Consider the following 20,047-nt stretch of genomic DNA (forward strand, 5'->3'; position numbering starts at 1 on the left):
ATCAACGGCAAGCACTATGCATTTATTGGGCTGGAGCGCCAAGGTGGCATCATGGTTTATGATGTAACTCAACCTAAGAGTGCAAGTTTCATCAGCTACTTGAACAATCGAGACTTTACACAACCAGTGTGTACTAAGGTTGATGAAGACGGTGATTGCGACAACGATACTTACAACGCTAAAGCGGGTGATTTGGGCCCTGAATCAATTAAGTATTTCACACGTTCAGGTAACCACTTTATCGCTGTCGGCAATGAAGTAAGTGGTAGCACATCAGTTTATCGCGTTGAGTTTTAATCAAGCTTATTACTAGCAATTAGTTCGAATCAAAACAAAAGCGCCACTACTGAATAAGTAGTGGCGCTTTTTTAGTTCATCGCTTATTTATTAGCGATAGCAAAGACCTATGGCTGTTGCTTAGTTGGTGCTAGAGCAATCTCACGGATACATACGTTCTGTGGTTGTTGGTAAGCGAATGATACAGCGCGAGCAATGTCGTCAGCTGCCAATACGCCACCCATGTCTTCTTTCCAAGAATCGTAACCGTCTTTGATCTCTTGAGATGTTGTGTGAGACAGAAGTTCAGTCTCTACAGCACCCGGTGCGATAGTGGTAACACGAACATTTGAAGCGGCAACTTCTTCACGAACGTTCTCAGAAATAGCGTGTACCGCGAACTTAGTACCACAGTAAGCTGCGTGGCTTGGGAATGTTTTCTTACCCGCGATAGAGCTGATGTTGATGATAGTACCTGTATTGCGTTCCATCATCGGAGCAAGTACAGACTGCATGCCGTTTAGAAGACCAATCACGTTCACATCGAACATTGTCTTCCACTCTTGTGCGTCTTGAGTATCGATTTGACCAAGAAGCATTGCGCCAGCGTTGTTGATAAGCGCATCTACAGGACCAAACTTCTCTTCACCTTGTGCGATAGCTGCATCAAAAGATGCTTTGTCTGTTACGTCTACTTTCACAGATAGAGAGTTTGGTAGGTTCAGCGCTTCAAGGCGGTCAATACGACGAGCTAAAAGTAGCAGAGGGTGACCTTCATCGCTTAGACGACGAGCGATTGCTTCACCAATACCAGAGCTTGCACCTGTAATTACGATTAGTTTTTTCATTTTATTTCCTCTGTACTTTTATTGCGTCGGTTGGCTACGACGTATTGTTTAAGTGCATTCGAATCAAGTGCTTGTTGCCTTGCTTCGTTGCGATGGAGGTATGTTAAGGAAAATAGCATTGTTGATATATAGCGCTTTACTTGAAACACTGTTGCTGTGGTGCAACAATAAAAGCGTCTATATCATAACTTCATAAGTAAGCTGGCGACTATGCTCAATCAAATTAATCTGTCTGATATTCGCTCCTTCGTGCTGATCGCTCGTTTAGGTAATTTCACCAAAGCGGCTGAGGAGTTGGATGTGTCTCGTTCCCACGTATCACGCCAAGTGAGTAGCCTAGAAAAGCAGATGGGTGTAACACTGTTTATCCGCACCACTCGAACCTTGAGGCTGACTCACGCAGGGCAAGATCTGTACGCAAGATGTGAACAAGCCTTAGATAATATAGACCAAGCCTTGATTGCTGCTGTCGATGATGTCGAAGAGGTGCGCGGCGACATAAAAGTAAACTGTGTCGGTGGCTATCTTGGTGAGGTGATCATCGCGGATCTAGTGAATGAGTTTATGCAGCTCTACCCAGACATCAGTATTAGCCTTGATTTCAGTAGTAACCGAGTCGACTTGATTGAAGACGCCTTCGATATCGCTTTTCGCATGGGAAGCTTAGAAGACGCGGGCTTTATCGCGAGAAAGCTTTTGGACATCGAGATGGGAACACTTGCGAGCCCTGAGTATTTTGCTCGCAAAGGAAAGCCAAACCATCCTAAAGATCTCATTCACCATGACTGCTTAACGGGGTCTGTGCGTAAGTGGAGCTTTCAATCGCTAGACGACACCAAGAAAACGGTCGATGTGCATGTGACGGGCAGACTGCAATGTAAAAATGGCCGAGTGTTGGTACAAGGCGCGAAATCGGGCAACGGAATTATTCGTGTTCCAACCATCTATTGCTTGCAAGAGATCAATGATGGGCAACTGGAGCAGGTGTTTGATGAGTGGGTGGTACCGAAAGTGGACTTTTCAGCGATCTATCATCGAGACCGCTATCAACCGAGCCGAATTCGAACCTTCATTGATTTTGTGAGAGGCCGTTTTGAGCAAATGCCAGTCAGCTAAATAGTGCGCGCTGCCCATTATTTGGAATAGAGTGGATTCGCTTGGGCTTACATCTCGTCGATTTCGTTTTGTAGACTTTCCAGTTGATCCAGAATCAGTAAGAACTTCTCACCAAAGGGCGTCACTTGATACTCAACTCTTGGTGGGAGTTCGTTGAACATCTGCTTATCTAAAATCCCAAATTCTACATTTCGCTTCAAACATTCATTCAATACCTTTGTAGATAGCCCTTCTACTGAGCGCACCATTTCACCAGGGCGATTAATGCCATTTGCCAGTAATTGGTAAACCGTTAGCGACCATTTACAGCCGTAGATGGTTTCTACCATACGAGCTGAGCGCTCTGGTGCTGATTTTCTTGAAAAAAAGTTTTCCTGATTTTTCATAAAGATGTACCAATAAGTACCTACCTAACCGATTTGTACTTACTATTCATAGTGTTAGTTCAAAGCCTAAGATTACCACGTTCACATGACTTAGGAGATAACAAAATGAACTTCACTAAAAATGGTATTGCAGTCGTAATCGGTGGCACAAGTGGTATGGGCTTTGAAACAGCGAAGCAGCTAGTCGCTCAGAACATTCATGTATTGGTGGTCGGCAATAACCCAACTAAGTTAGATAAAGCGGTGTCAGAGCTGCAATCGCTCGGTCACGCTTCAGGCTGGCAAGCTAACCTTTATGACGATGCAAGTGTGTCTCGTCTTATTGCGCATTTAGAGTCGCTCGAAGAAGGTATTGGTTACCTTGTGAATGCTGCAGGTTACTTCAACCCTAAAGCGTTTATTGAGCACCAAGAATCTGATTACGAGCAGTACATGCAGCTTAATAAAGCAACCTTCTTTATCACTCAAGCTATAAGTAAGTTGATGATCAAGAATGGCGGCGGCAGTGTAGTTAATGTCGGTTCTATGTGGGGTAAGCAAGCAATCAAAGCGACACCATCTTCTGCCTATTCAATGGCTAAAGCTGGCCTGCATGCATTAACACAACACATGGCAATGGAACTGGCTGAGCATAACATTCGTGTGAATGCGATTTCCCCGGCTGTGGTTAAAACGCCGATTTACGAATCTTTCATCAAACCTGAAGAAGTGGATCAAGCGCTAGAAGGCTTCAACGCGTTCCATCCGATTGGTCGAGTTGGTTTGCCGAAAGACATCGCTAATAGCATCTCTTTCTTACTGTCAGACAGTGCAGATTGGGTAACGGGCGCAATCTGGGATGTTGATGGCGGTGTGATTGCTGGTCGTAATTAATCAGGATTATTTTAGGTGGCTATCGCGCAGGCAAAATAGCAGCGAGATAGCCTCCTTGATCAGTATTCGCGTAGAATAGAAACGAGAAAGACAACAATAATAATTAAAACGATAACAAGAGTAAGGTCGCCATTATGTTCAACATGGACTTTTCAAAGAGACTGGTTATAGAAACCGAGACATTAGATTGGGTCGCGAGCCCGGCTAAAGGGGTTTGGCGTAAGCCACTTGAAAGAGAAGAGAAAGAATCGGGCCACACGACCAGCGTGGTGAAATACGATCCCGACTCTTCGTTTTCTGAGCACCCACACCCACAAGGCGAAGAGATCTTCGTATTAGATGGCGTGTTCTCAGATGAAACGGGTGATTTCCCTGCAGGTACTTATATCCGTAATCCGCCGGGCAGCGCGCATTCTCCATCAAGCAAAAATGGTTGTACGATCTTGGTTAAGCTCAACCAGTGTGACGCGAGAGACTTAACTCAAGTTCGCATCAATACGCTAGAAACGGAATGGTTACCTGGTATTGGTGGCTTACAAGTGATGCCACTGCACGAATTCGAGCACGAGCATGTCGCTTTAGTGAAGTGGCCTGTTGGCGAACGTTTTCAGCCGCATCGCCACTTTGGCGGTGAAGAGATATTTGTACTTTCTGGCACCTTTAAAGATGAACATGGCGAGTATCCGAAACACACATGGATGCGCAGCCCGCATATGAGCGAGCATTTCCCTTATGTGGAGGAAGAGACCGTTATCTTAGTGAAAACAGGGCATCTGCCATTGGATTAAGGGAATGCTCAATATAAAGACGAGAAAGCCGCATTGTTTTGAACAAGCGGCTTTTTTTAGTTTTATATACGAGCTGACTAGTAAGCGACACCAATACGTTGGCGTGGGAACTTGCCAGCTTCGAGTTCATCAATCATCGCAATAGCGTAATCGCTGACGGATATTTTGCTGTTGCCGTCTTGGTCGGTGAGCAGTTGATCGCCACCTGTACGGTAGGTTGATAGTTTCTCGCCCGGGAAGATTTCTGCTGCTGGGCTAATGAAGGTCCAGTTAACCTTGCTGTTAGACTGTTTGAACACTTCAAGCGCTTCACCTTGTGCTAGCGCTTCGTTTTTATGCTCTGCTGGAAAGGCCGGAACGGTAACCAACGGTACGTTTGGCGCTACTTCTAATGACCCCGCACCACCTACCCAAAGTAGACGTTCGATACCAATGTTTGGCAGTGTATCAAGCAGCTTAGTTGCTGTACTTTTTACGATGTCGTGATTGCCTAGAGCACGTCCGCCAATCGAAGCAATAACCGCATCAACGCCTGAGAAAGCAGTCGTTAGACTGGCTGCTTCATCTTGTAAATCAAATGAACGAACTTCAACATCACTGATTTCTACACGGCTTGCATCTCTTACAACAGCAACGACTTCGTGTCCGCGAGCTTTAGCTTCTTGAGCGATGTGACTACCAATCCAACCTGATGCGCCTAATACTGCAATTTTCATAATGTCTCTCCAATTATCTAATTTATTGAGTCTGTTTCTCGACAGCCATTGCAGTCTAATAGCTCACTAAGCTGCGATAAATATCGTAAAATGATGTAGATTGTATCTATATAGTTATCTAATAGGCTTGGTTCAGTAGATAAGGAAAAGTGTGATGGATAGATTGACGGCGATGCGTAGCTTTGTTGAAGTCGCAAATTGTGCCAGCTTCACTCAAGCTGCTGAGCATTTGGACATGAGTCGGTTGCAGGTTTCACGGCATGTTCAAGAGATCGAAGGGTGGTTAAAGCAGAGGCTATTACATAGGACGACTCGAAAGGTTAGCCTAACGGCGGCAGGAGAAATCGCCTTACAGCGCTGCGAGAAAATACTCCATGAAACGGCGGAGTTAGAAGTGACCGCGCTTAATCAAACCGATGCTCTTTCCGGAATTATTCGCATAGCTGCTCCGATTGGTTTGACTCAGCACATGTTGTTGGATGTGGTTGAACAGTTCACAGAACTTCATCCCAATATCACGGTAGAACTTTTTGCTTCTGATCGTTTTGCTCAGCTGGTGGATGACAGAATCGATATTGCGCTGCGTTATACCGATCAACCTGACGATAGCTTGATTGCTCGTAAGCTAATGGAAATTGATTCGGTGGTGTGTGCATCGCAAGCTTATTTAGATAAACATGGTCAACCTAAAACAGTCGACGAGCTTCGACAGCACAATTGTTTTCGCCATTTGAGTGTCTCTAAGTGGGATTTCGTTAAGGATAATCAGCATTTTTCGGTTGAGGTGTCTGGCACCATCAAAGCTAATGATGTTGGGGTATTAACCCGCGCTGCACAGCATGGTAAAGGGGTTGTTCGATTGCCCTGTGATTTAGCCAATCCACTGATTGCGGATGGCAAATTGAAACGAATTTTGGATGATTTTGTTTCACCGAGTAGTGTGCTTTGGGCGGTGTATTTGTCTCGTAGTTATCAGCTGCCGGTTGTTCGTCAGTTCATTGATTTTGCCGCAGAAGCTTGGTCTAGCGATATCAAGTCTGGGGATGTTTGAAGTGGCATAAATGCTTACCCACATAAATCTACAACCCATAAATACAAAAATCCGATATCAAAGGTGATATCGGATTTGAACTCAATAATTCAGAGTTCCAGCACGCTCTCCTCTCACGAAGTCTTTACATGTAATGATGTACGGATAATCGGGTATTTATCACCTTTTCGTTTACGTCTGGTAAAGGCTGATACAAGCTTCTAGTAATGTCGGATAATACTTGGTCGTAAACTTGCGACACGACGCTAGAAATATCACTGGTTAATTCGTACATGCTATCTGCTGGTTGGGTCGCTTCAGTACTTGATGCGATCTCGGTGAGTGCATGCATCGCACGTGTGCAAATGGGTGACCCACTGCTGATAGGGCAGATAATCGATAATTGGTTGAGTTTACGGTGTGTCTGAGATGCGTAGAATTTGAATCTCGCATACTCCTCAGGCTTCTCCATATCAGGTATGCACATGCGTAACTTGGTCAGGATTTCCATGCAGTCTAAGATCTGTTGCCAATTCATGTGATACTCACGGCTCATGTCTTCTCGCTCAGACTGAATCAGCCAGATGATCATCACTTCATCCATCAAGAACATGCTATGGCGAATTGTTTTGCCATGAATCGATTGGTTACGCACCAAGCTGCGGTTTTGCCAGTCACTGTGCATGGCAATGAGCTTAAGGTGATAGATGCGATACATAGGGCGGCTATCAAACGACACATGGGACTGAAGCAGCTCAGAGACTTCAAGTATGTTGTCGTAAATCTCGTTCACTTTGCGAATCGACTCACTAGACAATTTATATGCTAGAGCGTAATGCGTTGCTGCGCGGTGTTTGCGTGATAACAACAATAATTCTCTAAGCAGAACTAAGGTTTCAAACCGGTGTGATAGCGCTGTTTGTCTCTTCCTTGAGAAATGAAACAGGGCCGCAAGTACTAATAAGGATAAACCCACTGAAATAACTACAAACATATTCAACTCCTAATATTTGTATACCTACTTAGTGGTAGTGCAGACGCCGTGCCAAAATAAATAAGTGTTATATTTCAGTTGTTTACGATTTTTCTGTAATTATGGATGATCAATGATGGTGCATGACTTCACCATTCGAGTGAATATTTCTCATATTTTGCAGGATTTTTTGAGAGGTCAGTCGTGGGCGATGAGATGGATCTTAGATTTCAGTGTAGGAAATGAAGAAGGCCTCACCCTTTATATACTTTTAACTAGAAAAAGCAGTAAGAGTGAGGCCTTTCAATGTTCATTTCTGAGTTTCGTTAGCTTAAGAGCTAAGCGTTTAGCACTAAACGTTACGCAAGCTTAAGGTCGAACTCAGTGCGGTACATCACCATATCTTCAATGGTCAGTACTGGCATGTTGTGAAGTTTGCCGAAAGCAACGATCTCTGGCGCTTTTGCCATTGTGCCGTCTGGGTTGGTTACTTCACATAGTACGCCTGCCGATTGAAGACCAGCCATTTGCATAAGATCCACAGTACCTTCTGTGTGGCCGCGGCGAGCAAGTACGCCACCTTTACGCGCGCGTAACGGGAATACGTGGCCTGGGCGAGCAAGGTCAGTAGGCTTAGCTGTTGGGTTGGCAGCTGTCTTGATCGTTGTTACACGGTCAGCGGCAGAAACACCTGTTGTTACGCCAACTTTTGCTTCGATAGTGACGGTGAACGCAGTTTGGTTTGCGCTGTTGTTATCAACAACCATAGGTGGAAGTTCAAGTTGGTTTGCTTGCTCGTCGGTTAGACACAAGCACACAATGCCGCTGCATTCGCGGATCATAAGCGCCATTTGAGCATTGGTTAGGTGTTCTACTGAGTAGATAATGTCGCCTTCGTTTTCACGATCTTCATCGTCAAGTAGAAGTACGCCACGACCTTCGCGCAGAGCTTGCAGTGCGTTTTCAACGCGAGTGATTGGTTCGCCAAATTCGGCAAGTAGTGAAGACTGATTCATGGTTAAACTCCTAAAATATCACCAGAATCAGGGCTGTATGAGGGATCTCAACCGAGCACAACAAAGCCTACTCATTACAAGTCGACTTTAGCTCATTATGGTTTTATCCAAAACGAAATGCACCCGTCTGAGTTGGAGGCATCAACCCAATAGATAGGTGCGCCTTTCCAACTTAAACGAGTGTGTTTCCATTCTCTCTCATCCGGACTATAACCGTCGGCTCTGGCATCTCACCAGATCTGCTGACCTCGACGAATCGAGCGCTCGCGGGCTTATCTTTAGATTTTGCTAAAGACATACCGCCGGTGGGGAATTTCGCCCCGCCCTGAGAATAAAAATTAATAATTTGTTTTGCTTTGAAAGCAGACCAGATGGTAATCCTTTCGATAGTGGATTTAAAGGACTGACAGCAAAGTTTTTCAGATTCTGGCCTTATAATCCGGTAAGTGTTCACTTTATCGGCAGACCTTAGCGTGTGGTGTTTAGTCGGGCGCAGGCTATGTTTAGTGGGTTTTGATGTCTATATGTACACAAGTGGATGGTCTGGATTATTGGTGATGGCGTGACAGTTCATCAGCTCAATACTTAAGAGGCCCTTTAATCGATTATTGTTACACCATGACGGCTTACTGACCGTTTTGACATAAAATTGATATTGGCGATGCTAAGCTGCGATAGCATCCGACCACTTTATCTCAAAGATCTTAGCTATGACTTCTCTGTTCTCTAACAAATCCAAAGGCTTATTACTGCTCGTTTTAAGCTTGTATTCTCTAGTGCCTTTTTTGATCTTTGGATCTGACTTCGACCTTGGAAGCGCGGTTCTGCCTTTCTACGGTGCTTTTATGACGTTCGTGACTTACTCGGCAGGTAATCAAGGGTTCTTGGTCACGCTCGCTGTTTTGTCTTTAGTCTTGCTCACAATGAAGTTTTCTAAAGCTAAGTTAGTCAGCCTTTGTTTGCAACTCGGTATGTTGTTGGTGCTCAGCTTTGCAGCGAAGACCTTCTTAAAGCATTCAACAGAGAGCCCGCGTCCTTATTCTGAGTATTTGGTAACGCAGGAAGTGATTGAAATGCCAGAGCTATTTTATGAGCTGCCTTTGGTAGAAAAAAATGCCGCGATTGAATCTGTGCAAGATAAGGTCAGCGAGTGGCGCACTCGTCATTGGCATGGCGAAACGGATTACTCTTTCCCATCTGGACACATGATCTTTGTCGGTGTGTGTTTGGCATTCTTTGGCGGATTGTTCCTAGAGGCGAAACGCTTTTATCTAGTTGGCGGTTTGTTAGTTTGGGCTGGTGGTGTCGCCTATAGCCGTGTTTGGCTTGGCATGCATCGACCTGAAGACTTGGCGGCGTCTATCGCCTTTGCGGGTTTAATTTATTTATTGGTGCCACTGATTCCAACGCAAAAGATAGAACCTTTATTGCCTAAATTTTTAAGAGTCACCTAAGCTTTTAAGAGAAGCTTAAGGTTTTAAGAGCGGCCTAAGTTTTTAAGACGAGCATAAATCTATATTTAACAAGCAGATATTCTGGCTACTGATTGAGCCCGAGTTCTGCTTGTTTCTTTTTGGTAAGCCCCAAAGACACAATTCGGTGTGACTCAGTGAGGTAGTATCTTAGTTCCTCATCCCTTTCTGATGTGCTCTCAAAAAGCTGAATCCACTTCATGCCACGAGAAGCAAAGTAGGGTGCGGGTTTATAGCCCGGCTCTTCTTTGAGAAAGTCGAAATTCTGATCGGACGCCTTGAAGATAAACGCAGGCTCACTTTTCGGTCCCCAGCCACCAATCGCAAACACCTTGCCACCCACTTTCCAAACGTGAGAGTTAATCCACTGCATCACATAACTGGTTGCAGGCAGTGACTCGCAGAATGCATTGAATTCATCGTAAGTCATAGAACGTCCTTTTATCTATTGGCTGTTTGATCTTTGGTTTTTAAGATGTCTTTTTTCTTCCCGTCTTTATCGCCAATAACTAGCCAGCTAAACCCTGCCAAATTGCCGTAAAGCCACTGATAGAACATAGCAGCAATGAACCAATGCGTATCTTCTCTTTAGGGATGCTTTGTGTCGTCATCAATGCCACTTTATAACCCAACCAAGCCGCAGGCAGCAAAGGGATGGTAATGATCAAATGGTGCATGGTGAAGAAGCCAATTGGGATCTGTACCAGTAACGAGATGATCGAACTAAACACGAAAAACGCAGAAAGGTTACCACGAAGCTGATTGGCATCTTGGTGTTGCAGTAGCAGTGCCATCGGCGGACCACCAATACCCGAGCTGGTGCCAAAGAACCCAGAAAAGAAACCTGCAATACCCATCTTAGTTGGGGTTGGTTCGAGTCTAAAGGGCAGTAGGCTAACAATCACGGCAAATACTACCAATAAGCCCAACCATAGTGATAACACACTTGTTGAAACCATCACCAACAAAGCACCACCTGCCAGTGACCCCGGAATACGGCCCAGCAATGCGATTTTTAATCCACCAATAGAGATATTTGCTCTATGTTTAAAAGCGTTGAATAACGAGATAAACAGACCGATTAAACAGATAGGCGCAGGTACATAATCTGGAGAGACCAAAAACAGCAGTGGGGCTGCAACAATGGCCAAACCAAAGCCGATTGCGGTTTGCACAAACGAGCCGACAAAAATGAGTGCCATTGCGATAAGGACAGTCTGATCTATGTATTCCATAAGCCTGCGGATTAGTTTTAAAGGAGCGGGTGGATACTATAAATGAAAACCAAAAGAATAGTCTTATTATTCAGTGAGCTTTATGCCAGTTTCGCTAGTTATAATTTCTATTATAACGACCAACAAAAAAGCGAGTGAGTATCTCAGGATGCTTCCTTTCAATACTCACTCGCTTTATTGGAACGACTTGTTGTTTACGCTAGTGGGGGAGTCAGCATAAAACGTTAAGCCATTGCCAATTTCAGTCGCTCAATCGGCTTGTCATTGATTGGTAAATGGATAAGTGCTGCTGCAAATGCCAGTACCACCGTTGACCACCAGATTGGCTCGTAAGAACCGTAGTAATCGTAAATACGACCGCCAACCCAAGCGCCTAAGAAGCTACCCACTTGGTGAGTAAAGAACACTAAACCGTACAACGTCGATAGGTAACGAGCACCGAAGATCTGACGAACTAAGCCAGAAGTTAGCGGAACCGTACCCAACCAACAAAAACCAATGGCTGCACCGAAGATAGCCGCGGTTGACTCAGTAACAGGCAAAGTGACAAACGCACCGATAACTACGGTACGCACTAAGTACAGTGCCGACATTACATGACGCTTGCTGAACTTATCGCCCATCACACCCCAGAAGTAAGACCCGAAGATGTTGAAGATGCCAACGTAAGCCAGTGCCATCGCCGCGCTGCTAGCGGGTAGGTCTTTGTCTGCTAAATAGCTCGGTAAGTGTGTTGCGATAAACATTACGTGGAAACCGCACACGAAGAAGCCCGCGTGAATCAACCAGTAACCTTTGTGAGCAAACGCTTCAGACAGTGCTTCTTTGAGTGTTTGGTTCTCTTCAGCTTGCGCTTGTTTGTTTGAGGCTGCTTTAGGCGCTCGCATGAACAGCGCAAAAGAGATCATCAAACAACACAGTACGCCAAACACTTGCATCGCACTTTGCCAATCAAACTCGTTCAGCATGTATTGTGCGCCCGGAATCACCGCAAACATACCAAATGAACCTGCAGCCGTGGTTAAGCCAAACGCTTTAGCCGCGTGTTCTGCCGGTACCACTTTCGCTACTGCGCCAAGCACGATCACATAACTTGTCGCACTTAAGCCAAGGCCAACGAGTGCTCCCAATGAAACGTAAAGCATGCTCGATTCGGTAGAAATTGAGGTAAGAAGTAAACCCAAACCGTAAGCACATGCACCAGCGATAATGATGCGTCTTGCTCCCCATTTGTCAGCGGCCATACCAACAAAAGGTTGGAACACGCCGAACAATAGGTTTTGTAGCGCAATCGCAAAGCTGAAAAACTCGCGACCTGTACCGAAATGCTCTGAAATTGGCATCATGAAAATGCCGAATGATTGTCTGATCCCTAGACTGATAATAAGTGTGCCTATCCCAAGCCATACCAGTAAAGGAAAACGGAAAATGCTCATTCTAATACTCTTAAATTAATGGTGGTGATGTGAGTGGTCTTGCGCTGACATGTGTTGGTCAGTCATCTCATGGTGATGTTCGTGCCCAGAATGCTCATGCGCTGACTGCTGGTGGCAGCCACTGCTCACGGCATGCTGAGCCAGGAGATCAATCAATGGCTGACTGTGATGCACAATAACCAAACTAATGACGAGAAATAGCGTCATTCTGGCCAATTGGGCAAAAAGAGATTGTGAAAACATACGGTGTTGACATGCGCTCAATGTTGTAAGAAGTCGCGCATCATAGTGATGAGTAGGTTATGTATCAAATGACCATTTGTGATGTAGTCTATGCGTTTTATGCATAGATTATCGCTTGATTGGAATTGGGACAAAACGTGTTCAATAAATAAGAAAACTTGAAGCTCGTTGGTTAATACAAACAACTATCTAATTAAGAATGAAAGCCTAAATTCAGGTTTATAACTATATGTTTAATAGCAGTTTTCACAAAGCTGTAAAAACTAATATACAAACTAATCACTAAGCAACATTGCTCGTTCACTCGACTTATCTGCCAAACATCGTAAATTTGGGCATAAATCGTTTCAAGACTACTGAAACGCGATGTTAAAAGATTCAGGGAGAGTCATTCACATGGATAAAGATCATAACCTTCGCGAAAACTTACTGGCACTGATCTTAGGTAGCGCACTGGTTTCACTCGGCGTTATCTTTTTCAACCAAGTCGGTTTGCTCACCGGAGGCACGGCTGGTCTAGCGATCTTCATTACCAAAGTAACAGATTTGAGCTTTGGCCAAGTATTCTTCGCACTTAACTTACCTTTCTATATTTTGTCGGTTGCTCGTATGGGCTGGCGCTTCACCATCAATACGTTTATCGCTGTTTCGATTGTTTCGTTCGCTGTGGATCACTTGTATCACGTGATTCAAATTGCCGAAATTCATGCATTGTATGCAGCTTTACTTGGTGGTGGCTTGATTGGTACCGGCATGCTGGTGATTTTCCGTCACAAGATGAGCTTAGGTGGCTTCAACATTCTGGCGTTGTTCTTACAAGAACGTTTTGGGATTCGAGCGGGTAAGGTTCAGATGGCACTAGACTGCACGATTGTTGTGCTTTCTCTGTTCATTGTTGATGTGTCATTGGTTCTTCTGTCTGTGCTTGGTGCGATAGTCACCAACTTGATTCTAGCGATGAATCATAAACCGGGGCGCTATCAACCTGTGGTAAAAGCGGAAGCAGCATAGTTCGGTTCGATCAAGCATTAGGTTCGCTTAAGCACTCGATTCGCTTAAACAAAGCGTGATTTGCAGATTATGAAAACAACAAAGCCAGCATCAATTGCTGGCTTTGTTCTATAGAAATAACGGATTCGATGTAACGATTAACACTTGCCGCAGCTGGCGTTCGGCTTAAGCTCGCAATCAATCACATTGCCTTGTTGATCAAGGGACAAGTTACAACACTCTTCAAACAGGTTCTTAAGATCAGCACGGCTTTTTTGCACGCGAGATTTTACCGTTGAGTAGCTGACGTTCTGCGCTTCTGCGATCTCTTTTTGGCTTTGACCTTTGATGTCGACCGCAAGCAGTAGCGATGAACTTTGTTCTGGCAGTGCCTGAATAAAAGGTTCAATACACAATGAAAGCTTCTGCTTAAATTCAGAGTCGTGGTCTAAATCGGTAAACCACAGATCTTCAGCATCAATTTGGCTATCACGTTGTTGGCGTGCATGCTTACGGTAGAAGTCGATAATGGTGTTGTTGGCTAACTGGAACAGCCAAGCCTTAACACTGCTCGCATCTTGTACCTTATCTAAGTTCTGATAGGTCTTAATCAAGATATCTTGGAGCAAGTCGTCTACATCCGCAGAGCTGTTGACCTTTGAATGTAGGAATGACTTTAATGCTTGCTGATACTCGGCCCAGACTTGTTCGAGCTTCAAAGGTGCCCTGTTCAAAGGTGCATCAATTGCACTGTTCATTTACGCAACACTCGTCTTGTAAGAAATCAATCACACCTTCTAGGCACTCATACTCCGCCACGCAGAATAGAGTTCTTCCTTCTCGTCTTTGGCTAATTAGGCCAGCCGACGCCAAGCTTGATATGTGGTGAGACAAGGTAGAACCGGGAATGCCTAGCTCTTCTTGTAGGCCGCCAACTGCAATGCCTTGGTAGCCAGCTTTAACGACACTCTTATAAATGGTTAGGCGAATAGGGTGCCCCAACTCTTTAAGTGCTTTCGCAACGACTTCTAAGTTCATATTAACTCCTCAAGATTTAATTTCGATGTTAGTCGAAATGAATGTCGAATTCAAATTTAAAAACGGTGTCTGTATAAGTCATTGAAAAACTGTGTTTTCGAAAATCATTTCGATTTTTATCGAAATAAAGCTTGATCTGAAGCTGTTTATTTCTATAATTCGAGAATATTCGAAATTAAGGGTTGGTTACTTTCTCATAGAGCCCGACCTTCAATCCAGTTTGGAGTTAATTATGAGCAATGAAATGTTAACAATGCTAAAAGACGCACTTGATATGTTCGCTTTCTTAGCAGTAGAGCTAATTATCCTTTTCTTAGCAATCAGCTACATTGTTGGGATTCTTCAAGAGTTCCTTACACCAGAAAAGATTCAATCTATCCTGAGCTCACGTAATGGTAAGGGGTATGTGGTTGCTGCACTATTGGGTGCAATTACACCTTTCTGTTCATGTTCGACCATTCCTTTCCTAAAAGGATTGCTGCGTGCAAGAGCGGGTTTCGGTCCAATGATGGTGTTCCTGTTCGGTAGCCCACTATTGAACCCAGTGATCATTGGTTTGTTTGTGATTACCTTCGGTTGGCAAGTTGCTGTGTTCTACTTCCTTGTAGCAATGACGGTATCTGTAGTGGCTGGTTACGCACTTGAGAAGCTTGGCTTTGAGCGTTACGTAAAACCTGAAGCGTATGAATCAACAGGTTCAGCTTCAAGCTGTGGCACTAGCTGTGGTGATTCTGCTCCTAAGAAAGCAGCACCGGCTAAAGCGGAGTCTTCATGTGGTACAAGTGCATGTGGCGAACCTGCACCCGTAATGGCGAAAGAGACATCTTGCTGCGACTCTAAAAAAGAACAGCCACAAGTAACGGTTTCATGCTGTTCAGCGGATGGAAGCGCAACAGCTGAAATCGTAGAGAAGAAAGAACCTAGCCGTTGGATGAGAATTTGGTTCTCAACTTGGAAAGACTTCAAACAAGTTTTCCCTTACCTAATGATGGGTATCGCGATTGGTTCATTCATCTACGGCTTCATTCCTACAGACCTAATTGCACAGTACGCAGGTGAAGGTATGTGGTATGCAATTCCAGTAGCAGCCGTGATTGGTATTCCACTGTACATTCGTGCTGAAGCGGTAATCCCACTAAGTGCAGCTCTAGTACAGAAAGGCATGGCGTTGGGTTCAGTTATGGCATTGATCATTGGTAGTGCAGGTGCAAGTTTGACGGAAGTTATCCTGCTTAAATCAATCTTCAAGAACCAAATGATTGCGGCATTCCTATTCGTAATCCTAAGCATGGCGATGGGCGCAGGCTTCCTATACAGCTTCATCTTTGGTTAATCAGGCTTGATTCTGGGATAACACCTCAGATACCAAGAGATAGATAATAAAAAGAGCTCACTTAGTTGAGCTCTTTTTTTGTTTAACTGCTTATCAAATAGGAATATCAGACTGGGTTTGGTAGCGCGGCAGAAGTACCGTGTGCAGCGAAAGCGTTGGTAGCTAACACATCGCAGTGGTGACGATTAATCGCATCGCCGTAGTTGTTGGTTATGCCGGGAAACTGAAAACGATACATCGGAATACCATAACGACGTTCTCTCTGCTGGCCGATTCTATCTTTGCTCGTCCATAGTAGTCGGTTCTTAGCCGTGTAAGTCATACCGTGCATTTTATTGAAATACTCTTCATGACTGCGCATTTGCTCGTACAGTTCGATAATGCGTTGTCGAGAGAAGTTCAATGTCGTACTTGGTTTAAGCTGCGTGCCCCAACCGGTTAATACCTTTTCCATGAAATCTCTTGTCACCAGTCCTGGGCCGGTAAGTAATCCCGCGCCTTTGCTTCCGCCGGAAGTATTCGCATTCCCTACCAAAGTGCCGTGTCGGCCGGGCATGTAGGTGGTGTAATATTGAGTAGAAGGGGATAAGCGAGGCATTCTCGCCTTGAAAGCCAATGAACGTTCGTCTTCAGCAAAAACACACACGATCTGTTTGACGTTTTTGCCCAGTAATTTGTAATCCTTGAATGCGTTCATTCCGCCGGGCACAGGGTCACACGCAAAGATGTTGACGGGAATATGGCTAAGCTTGGGATCTTTGAGCATTCGGTTCGCCAATTCAAAGCAACTCACACCACCACGGCTCCAACCTACGATGTTAACTTGGCTAATGGGCTTGGTTTGGCGTTCAATCGCTATGTTCTGTTGGCGAGCCGCGATACCTTGTTTTAGATCGGCTGCCAGTGCTTGTGAGTCTTTCAACCAATCCTGATATTTTTGGTTGGTTGCGAAAGGCCAAGCTGACTTTTCTGGGCGAGTCTCACTAAGCAGCCCTTTGGCTCGCTTCATGTAGTCGTTCTTATCTTGTTGGCTCCCGCGCAAGATATTCAGCACATGGCGCATGTTGCTGTCGATACCTTTGCCTAGCAACGTTCCTTTAACTCCGGAGTACGTGTCATCTTTGCCTTGCTTCAACCATTCGTTTTGATTCCCACTGCCAACGCCATCCACTTGAATGTAGTCAATCATGTCTCTGCCAGTCGTATTCTTCGCTAACGTAGAAATCAACTCACCTGACACGTAGTTTTTATGATTGTTGTCTTCTGAGTTTGATCCTGTGCCACAGAAGAATACGGTAAAAATTGACATATATTCCCTTAAAATGATTCACCGAAATTATCGGAAGTATAACTGTAGAATCATAAGCTTGGAGCGGAATCTCCATTAATTGGTAAAGGTCAGACCAACAACGGCCAGAAATGGAACGAAGCGCAAGTTTTATAAATTGCATGCTTTGTGGTTTTTTGGAGATGTTGAGATGGGTTACGACCGTCAAGAAATATCAATCTAAGTGTCACAATACTCATCGTTATTTTGTCTAGTATCAAACAGCAGGCTGATTTTGCTCTAGCGCCAAAATCTAATGCCTACACTTTGGATAGATACGTGCTGTCTAAGGGTTACAACCTAAGGAGCAGGTAATTTATAGCAGATCGCTTTCGAGCTTAGATTAAGGTTGATAGGAGGGAGTATGTTCGCAATACACAGGGAGTATGAATTACAGAATCAGCAGCATTTTCATGCACACATTCAGGTAAAGCCAACAGGGAATCTAGAGTTTGAAATTTTAGAGTCTCATGAACACCACGATACGGATTTTAGTCATTTATCGTTTGAGACTGAACAAGGGAACATCAAAGTGCTTGGGCGAGATGAAAGTGGTCAACAGACGGATTGGCAACTTTTACTGGCAGAGGAAGATGCAAAAGAACTTAATCACTTGGTGGTGTTGGTGTCTGAGCAGTATGAGACGTTAATGCGAGACCTAATGTGACGAGGCAAGTTTGCAATAAGTTGAGCAAAGCAAATATCGGTAACCCAAAAATCAAAAGCCCGCGAATAACCGGGCTTTGCTAATTATGTCGGTGTCTCATCGGGCTAGAAACCGCGAATATCCAGCTCATTATTGATCAACACAACACACTGAGAAGCAAACAGCATGTTCGGGCCTAAGCTGATCTTTTCTGTTCCTAAGCGCTTTAAGCTGTTGTAGCTTTTCTTCGGCATAGGGATGTGGTCAGTCAGAAGGAAACATGGGTTTTCAGCAATCTCTGCATCACGGATAAAGTCACCCTTCTTATCCATCATGTATAGCTGGTGGTCTTCAGCCAGTTCTTTCACTAATTTTTCAAAGCTCATAGTGCGAACGACGATCCCCGGTTCAACCTGACGAGTCTGCTCTTTGGTCATACCTTGAGAAGCATCAACCGCTCTTACTACCGCTGATAACAATGCCGATTCATGAAAGCCGCCAATGTTGGTGATTTCATTTGAATCGAAAGTGATCGTACGTGAGAAGTCTTTAGTACTTTCTAATACAAGGTGCACGGTGACATTCTCACGATGAGATTGAGCGACGAAGATCGTGTTCATAAGAGTATGAGCCAGAATCTCAGTATGAGCGTCTTGCCCAACACCTTCTAAGATAAGTTTGCTCTCTGTAGGGGCTGCGCGAGCGCGTAATACAAATGAACGCATGGAATGTACCTTGTCAGTATGTGATAAAGCGAAACGGACTTTATCAACATGAATTGATGAATAACCAAAATTGTGGCGGTATGTAACTCTTTTCTATTAATGAAGTCAAATGGAGTTGCACTTAGCACCAACCCGCGAACTTTGAGTATTAAATAGAGAATGACCACATTACAAGACGGTAAGGGTTGAAGCGAACCAATGTTTACATAGATAGTATGCGCAAATTATTAGGTGGCTTGCAGAAGGAAGTACTCGATGAAGTTACAAAAGATCAATAAAGAAGAATATAGAAAGAAGATGAACCTGTTGTTGGTGTCATTAGTTGGGTCACTTGCATTGTTTGCCATCGTATTCGGCACCATTCTGATTGAATTGTTTGGCTCGGCGACTTCAATTACTGGTGAATCGACAGGGAACTTTCATTTGAACGTACTTGGGGTGATCTTATCTGTCGCTTTGAATGCGTTTATCGCAAGCCGAGTGAAAGGGCATGAGTATTTCAAAGAAGCGCTTTATGTTTGGAACCTGAAACAAATCCACAATCAAATCTATCGTAAGCTCAAGCGCATTCAGCCAAAAGCGGAACAAGGCGACCGAGACGCGCTGACCATTCTTTACTTCTATTACACTACGCAAAAACAGGTATACGACCTAGACAACAATACTTTGACAATAAAAACGGTTCAGCAGTCGCTAGATAACATCGTAGAACTGAGTGATAAATGGAGTATTGCACTAGATATAGAGGCATTTTCGAAAGATCTAGTCGCGAAATTTTAAGTGATATGCCTGTAATTGTATGAGCTTTGACCTGTGAAAGAGGCTTTTGACGTAAAAGTAGACACTTAAGCAACTTTTTTGAATTTTTATCAAAAAAGGGGTTGCCATGTTTTCGATGTTCTCTATAATGCCGCCTCACTGACACGGCAGACGCCACAAGGCTTCAGCGGTAATCAGTAAGACGGAAAGTTCGAAACAAATTAATTTTAAAAAGTGTTTGACACTTAAGATTAAATCGCTAGAATTCACGTCCGCTTTCAAGGGTTTCTTTGTAAAAAGAAAGTTTCGATAAGCAAAGCTCTTTAACAATTTAAACCTATCAATCTGTGTGGGCACTCGTTGATGAATATCAAAACGTTTTATCGTTAGATAAAACAGATTCTTCGGAATCAAAATTGATTTCAATGAACTGAGTGACCAATACGAATAATTACTTTCTTTATAGAGAGGGGTTATTTGGCACAGTCAATTCATTATCATTCTGTTGGAATGGTAATAGCTTTAGAATTACATGTTTCTGTTCTTTTTCGAAAGAGCGGTAAATATTAGTTTTGAAGTCAGTATTCGTTGAGTCACACCTATTAATTTAGGTAATCAAAACTTTAAATTGAAGAGTTTGATCATGGCTCAGATTGAACGCTGGCGGCAGGCCTAACACATGCAAGTCGAGCGGAAACGACATTAACAATCCTTCGGGTGCGCTAATGGGCGTCGAGCGGCGGACGGGTGAGTAATGCCTAGGAAATTGCCTTGATGTGGGGGATAACCATTGGAAACGATGGCTAATACCGCATAATGCC

At 44.2% G+C, this 20,047-nt stretch carries 23 protein-coding genes, 1 rRNA gene and 1 riboswitch; of the genes, 12 read left to right on the forward strand and 12 right to left on the reverse strand.

The features are described 5' to 3' along the window. A partial coding sequence (locus IQQ51_RS26955; protein WP_416222608.1) for a choice-of-anchor I domain-containing protein occupies positions 1 to 297 on the forward strand: 297 nt, incomplete at its 5' end. A 107-nt stretch (positions 298 to 404) separates the two neighbouring features. On the opposite strand, the gene IQQ51_RS10870 is transcribed toward IQQ51_RS26955, so the two are convergent. Next, positions 405 to 1,124 carry an SDR family oxidoreductase gene (locus IQQ51_RS10870; protein ID WP_008216572.1) on the reverse strand — a complete coding sequence of 240 codons (720 nt, stop codon included), beginning with the start codon at positions 1,122 to 1,124 and terminating at the stop codon, positions 405 to 407. 210 nt (positions 1,125 to 1,334) lie between these two features. Between IQQ51_RS10870 and IQQ51_RS10875 the strand changes: the two genes are divergently transcribed. Continuing rightward, complete coding sequence (locus tag IQQ51_RS10875) at positions 1,335 to 2,240, forward strand: LysR family transcriptional regulator (protein WP_193841058.1); 906 nt, start codon at positions 1,335 to 1,337, stop codon at positions 2,238 to 2,240. Between the two features lie 47 nt (positions 2,241 to 2,287). Here IQQ51_RS10875 and IQQ51_RS10880 read toward each other — a convergent pair whose 3' ends face one another. Then, entirely contained in the window at positions 2,288 to 2,626 is a 339-nt protein-coding gene (locus IQQ51_RS10880; protein WP_004741127.1) for a winged helix-turn-helix transcriptional regulator, read from the reverse strand. A 105-nt stretch (positions 2,627 to 2,731) separates the two neighbouring features. Here IQQ51_RS10880 and IQQ51_RS10885 point away from each other — a divergent pair, with 105 nt between their 5' ends. Continuing rightward, complete coding sequence (locus tag IQQ51_RS10885) at positions 2,732 to 3,499, forward strand: SDR family NAD(P)-dependent oxidoreductase (RefSeq protein ID WP_193841059.1); 768 nt, start codon at positions 2,732 to 2,734, stop codon at positions 3,497 to 3,499. A gap of 134 nt (positions 3,500 to 3,633) precedes the next feature. After that, a complete protein-coding gene (locus IQQ51_RS10890; RefSeq protein WP_193841060.1) occupies positions 3,634 to 4,287 on the forward strand; it encodes a cupin domain-containing protein in 654 nt (217 codons plus the stop codon). A gap of 77 nt (positions 4,288 to 4,364) precedes the next feature. On the opposite strand, the gene IQQ51_RS10895 is transcribed toward IQQ51_RS10890, so the two are convergent. Next, positions 4,365 to 5,003, reverse strand: a complete 639-nt coding sequence (locus IQQ51_RS10895) for an NAD(P)-dependent oxidoreductase (protein WP_193841061.1) — start codon at positions 5,001 to 5,003, stop codon at positions 4,365 to 4,367. Between the two features lie 154 nt (positions 5,004 to 5,157). Between IQQ51_RS10895 and IQQ51_RS10900 the strand changes: the two genes are divergently transcribed. After that, positions 5,158 to 6,054: a LysR family transcriptional regulator gene (locus tag IQQ51_RS10900; protein ID WP_193841062.1), complete on the forward strand. Its 897-nt coding sequence runs from the start codon at positions 5,158 to 5,160 to the stop codon at positions 6,052 to 6,054. A 124-nt stretch (positions 6,055 to 6,178) separates the two neighbouring features. Here IQQ51_RS10900 and IQQ51_RS10905 read toward each other — a convergent pair whose 3' ends face one another. Next, positions 6,179 to 7,027 (reverse strand): hypothetical protein, encoded by an 849-nt coding sequence (locus tag IQQ51_RS10905; RefSeq protein ID WP_193841063.1) that lies wholly within the window; start codon positions 7,025 to 7,027, stop codon positions 6,179 to 6,181. 338 nt (positions 7,028 to 7,365) lie between these two features. Next, entirely contained in the window at positions 7,366 to 8,022 is a 657-nt protein-coding gene (gene ribB / locus IQQ51_RS10910; protein WP_017054827.1) for a 3,4-dihydroxy-2-butanone-4-phosphate synthase, read from the reverse strand. Positions 8,023 to 8,208: 186 nt separating this feature from the next. Further along, positions 8,209 to 8,359, reverse strand: a riboswitch (FMN riboswitch). Between the two features lie 373 nt (positions 8,360 to 8,732). Between ribB and IQQ51_RS10915 the strand changes: the two genes are divergently transcribed. Beyond that, positions 8,733 to 9,476, forward strand: coding sequence for a phosphatase PAP2 family protein (locus IQQ51_RS10915; protein WP_193841064.1), 744 nt, complete (start codon positions 8,733 to 8,735; stop codon positions 9,474 to 9,476). 85 nt (positions 9,477 to 9,561) lie between these two features. Here IQQ51_RS10915 and IQQ51_RS10920 read toward each other — a convergent pair whose 3' ends face one another. The 3 genes from IQQ51_RS10920 to IQQ51_RS10930 form a co-directional block, all read right to left on the reverse strand. After that, positions 9,562 to 9,924 carry an MmcQ/YjbR family DNA-binding protein gene (locus tag IQQ51_RS10920; protein ID WP_193841065.1) on the reverse strand — a complete coding sequence of 121 codons (363 nt, stop codon included), beginning with the start codon at positions 9,922 to 9,924 and terminating at the stop codon, positions 9,562 to 9,564. Between the two features lie 79 nt (positions 9,925 to 10,003). Further along, complete coding sequence (locus tag IQQ51_RS10925) at positions 10,004 to 10,729, reverse strand: sulfite exporter TauE/SafE family protein (RefSeq protein WP_193841066.1); 726 nt, start codon at positions 10,727 to 10,729, stop codon at positions 10,004 to 10,006. A 224-nt stretch (positions 10,730 to 10,953) separates the two neighbouring features. Next, complete coding sequence (locus IQQ51_RS10930) at positions 10,954 to 12,165, reverse strand: MFS transporter (protein WP_048611602.1); 1,212 nt, start codon at positions 12,163 to 12,165, stop codon at positions 10,954 to 10,956. Positions 12,166 to 12,194: 29 nt separating this feature from the next. On the opposite strand from IQQ51_RS10930, the gene IQQ51_RS27865 reads away from it, so the two are divergent. Further along, on the forward strand, positions 12,195 to 12,344 hold the full coding sequence (locus tag IQQ51_RS27865; protein ID WP_193841067.1) for a hypothetical protein: 150 nt from the start codon (positions 12,195 to 12,197) through the stop codon (positions 12,342 to 12,344). Positions 12,345 to 12,804: 460 nt separating this feature from the next. After that, on the forward strand, positions 12,805 to 13,419 hold the full coding sequence (locus IQQ51_RS10940) for a YitT family protein (RefSeq protein WP_017065874.1): 615 nt from the start codon (positions 12,805 to 12,807) through the stop codon (positions 13,417 to 13,419). Between the two features lie 137 nt (positions 13,420 to 13,556). On the opposite strand, the gene sigZ is transcribed toward IQQ51_RS10940, so the two are convergent. Both sigZ and IQQ51_RS10950 read right to left on the reverse strand, forming a co-directional pair. Next, positions 13,557 to 14,156 (reverse strand): RNA polymerase sigma factor SigZ, encoded by a 600-nt coding sequence (sigZ, locus tag IQQ51_RS10945; protein WP_193841068.1) that lies wholly within the window; start codon positions 14,154 to 14,156, stop codon positions 13,557 to 13,559. Beyond that, entirely contained in the window at positions 14,140 to 14,436 is a 297-nt protein-coding gene (locus IQQ51_RS10950) for an ArsR/SmtB family transcription factor (RefSeq protein WP_004733042.1), read from the reverse strand. The genes sigZ and IQQ51_RS10950 overlap by 17 nt, the downstream gene beginning before the upstream one ends. A gap of 232 nt (positions 14,437 to 14,668) precedes the next feature. Between IQQ51_RS10950 and IQQ51_RS10955 the strand changes: the two genes are divergently transcribed. Beyond that, a complete protein-coding gene (locus tag IQQ51_RS10955) occupies positions 14,669 to 15,769 on the forward strand; it encodes a permease (RefSeq protein ID WP_193841069.1) in 1,101 nt (366 codons plus the stop codon). 106 nt (positions 15,770 to 15,875) lie between these two features. Here IQQ51_RS10955 and IQQ51_RS10960 read toward each other — a convergent pair whose 3' ends face one another. Beyond that, the gene (locus IQQ51_RS10960) at positions 15,876 to 17,078 is read right to left on the reverse strand and encodes a hypothetical protein (RefSeq protein ID WP_193841070.1); all 1,203 of its coding nucleotides are present in this window, start codon (positions 17,076 to 17,078) and stop codon (positions 15,876 to 15,878) included. A 382-nt stretch (positions 17,079 to 17,460) separates the two neighbouring features. Here IQQ51_RS10960 and IQQ51_RS10965 point away from each other — a divergent pair, with 382 nt between their 5' ends. After that, positions 17,461 to 17,763 carry a hypothetical protein gene (locus IQQ51_RS10965; protein ID WP_059018304.1) on the forward strand — a complete coding sequence of 101 codons (303 nt, stop codon included), beginning with the start codon at positions 17,461 to 17,463 and terminating at the stop codon, positions 17,761 to 17,763. 104 nt (positions 17,764 to 17,867) lie between these two features. Here IQQ51_RS10965 and trmY read toward each other — a convergent pair whose 3' ends face one another. Continuing rightward, positions 17,868 to 18,467: a tRNA (pseudouridine(54)-N(1))-methyltransferase TrmY gene (trmY, locus tag IQQ51_RS10970; protein WP_017061702.1), complete on the reverse strand. Its 600-nt coding sequence runs from the start codon at positions 18,465 to 18,467 to the stop codon at positions 17,868 to 17,870. A gap of 255 nt (positions 18,468 to 18,722) precedes the next feature. Here trmY and IQQ51_RS10975 point away from each other — a divergent pair, with 255 nt between their 5' ends. Both IQQ51_RS10975 and IQQ51_RS10980 read left to right on the forward strand, forming a co-directional pair. Next, positions 18,723 to 19,247 (forward strand): DUF3087 family protein, encoded by a 525-nt coding sequence (locus tag IQQ51_RS10975; RefSeq protein WP_193841071.1) that lies wholly within the window; start codon positions 18,723 to 18,725, stop codon positions 19,245 to 19,247. A gap of 604 nt (positions 19,248 to 19,851) precedes the next feature. Further along, positions 19,852 to 20,047 (forward strand): 16S ribosomal RNA (locus IQQ51_RS10980); the annotation flags it as partial.

It is taken from the genome of Vibrio sp. OPT18 (assembly GCF_015163615.1).
Classification (GTDB): Bacteria; Pseudomonadota; Gammaproteobacteria; order Enterobacterales; family Vibrionaceae; genus Vibrio; species Vibrio coralliirubri.

Coding starts and splice junctions, on each gene's coding strand:
- IQQ51_RS10975 (WP_193841071.1), top strand. CDS start 18,723: ATGAAGTTACAAAAGATCAATAAAGAAGAATATAGAAAGAAGATGAAC.
- IQQ51_RS10950 (WP_004733042.1), bottom strand. CDS start 14,436: ATGAACTTAGAAGTCGTTGCGAAAGCACTTAAAGAGTTGGGGCACCCT.
- IQQ51_RS10880 (WP_004741127.1), bottom strand. CDS start 2,626: ATGAAAAATCAGGAAAACTTTTTTTCAAGAAAATCAGCACCAGAGCGC.
- IQQ51_RS10900 (WP_193841062.1), top strand. CDS start 5,158: ATGGATAGATTGACGGCGATGCGTAGCTTTGTTGAAGTCGCAAATTGT.
- ribB (WP_017054827.1), bottom strand. CDS start 8,022: ATGAATCAGTCTTCACTACTTGCCGAATTTGGCGAACCAATCACTCGC.
- IQQ51_RS10915 (WP_193841064.1), top strand. CDS start 8,733: ATGACTTCTCTGTTCTCTAACAAATCCAAAGGCTTATTACTGCTCGTT.
- IQQ51_RS10870 (WP_008216572.1), bottom strand. CDS start 1,124: ATGAAAAAACTAATCGTAATTACAGGTGCAAGCTCTGGTATTGGTGAA.
- IQQ51_RS10875 (WP_193841058.1), top strand. CDS start 1,335: ATGCTCAATCAAATTAATCTGTCTGATATTCGCTCCTTCGTGCTGATC.
- IQQ51_RS10895 (WP_193841061.1), bottom strand. CDS start 5,003: ATGAAAATTGCAGTATTAGGCGCATCAGGTTGGATTGGTAGTCACATC.
- trmY (WP_017061702.1), bottom strand. CDS start 18,467: ATGCGTTCATTTGTATTACGCGCTCGCGCAGCCCCTACAGAGAGCAAA.
- sigZ (WP_193841068.1), bottom strand. CDS start 14,156: ATGAACAGTGCAATTGATGCACCTTTGAACAGGGCACCTTTGAAGCTC.
- IQQ51_RS10925 (WP_193841066.1), bottom strand. CDS start 10,729: ATGGAATACATAGATCAGACTGTCCTTATCGCAATGGCACTCATTTTT.
- IQQ51_RS10905 (WP_193841063.1), bottom strand. CDS start 7,027: ATGTTTGTAGTTATTTCAGTGGGTTTATCCTTATTAGTACTTGCGGCC.
- IQQ51_RS10960 (WP_193841070.1), bottom strand. CDS start 17,078: ATGTCAATTTTTACCGTATTCTTCTGTGGCACAGGATCAAACTCAGAA.
- IQQ51_RS10920 (WP_193841065.1), bottom strand. CDS start 9,924: ATGACTTACGATGAATTCAATGCATTCTGCGAGTCACTGCCTGCAACC.
- IQQ51_RS10965 (WP_059018304.1), top strand. CDS start 17,461: ATGTTCGCAATACACAGGGAGTATGAATTACAGAATCAGCAGCATTTT.
- IQQ51_RS10955 (WP_193841069.1), top strand. CDS start 14,669: ATGAGCAATGAAATGTTAACAATGCTAAAAGACGCACTTGATATGTTC.
- IQQ51_RS10890 (WP_193841060.1), top strand. CDS start 3,634: ATGTTCAACATGGACTTTTCAAAGAGACTGGTTATAGAAACCGAGACA.
- IQQ51_RS10930 (WP_048611602.1), bottom strand. CDS start 12,165: ATGAGCATTTTCCGTTTTCCTTTACTGGTATGGCTTGGGATAGGCACA.
- IQQ51_RS10885 (WP_193841059.1), top strand. CDS start 2,732: ATGAACTTCACTAAAAATGGTATTGCAGTCGTAATCGGTGGCACAAGT.
- IQQ51_RS10940 (WP_017065874.1), top strand. CDS start 12,805: ATGGATAAAGATCATAACCTTCGCGAAAACTTACTGGCACTGATCTTA.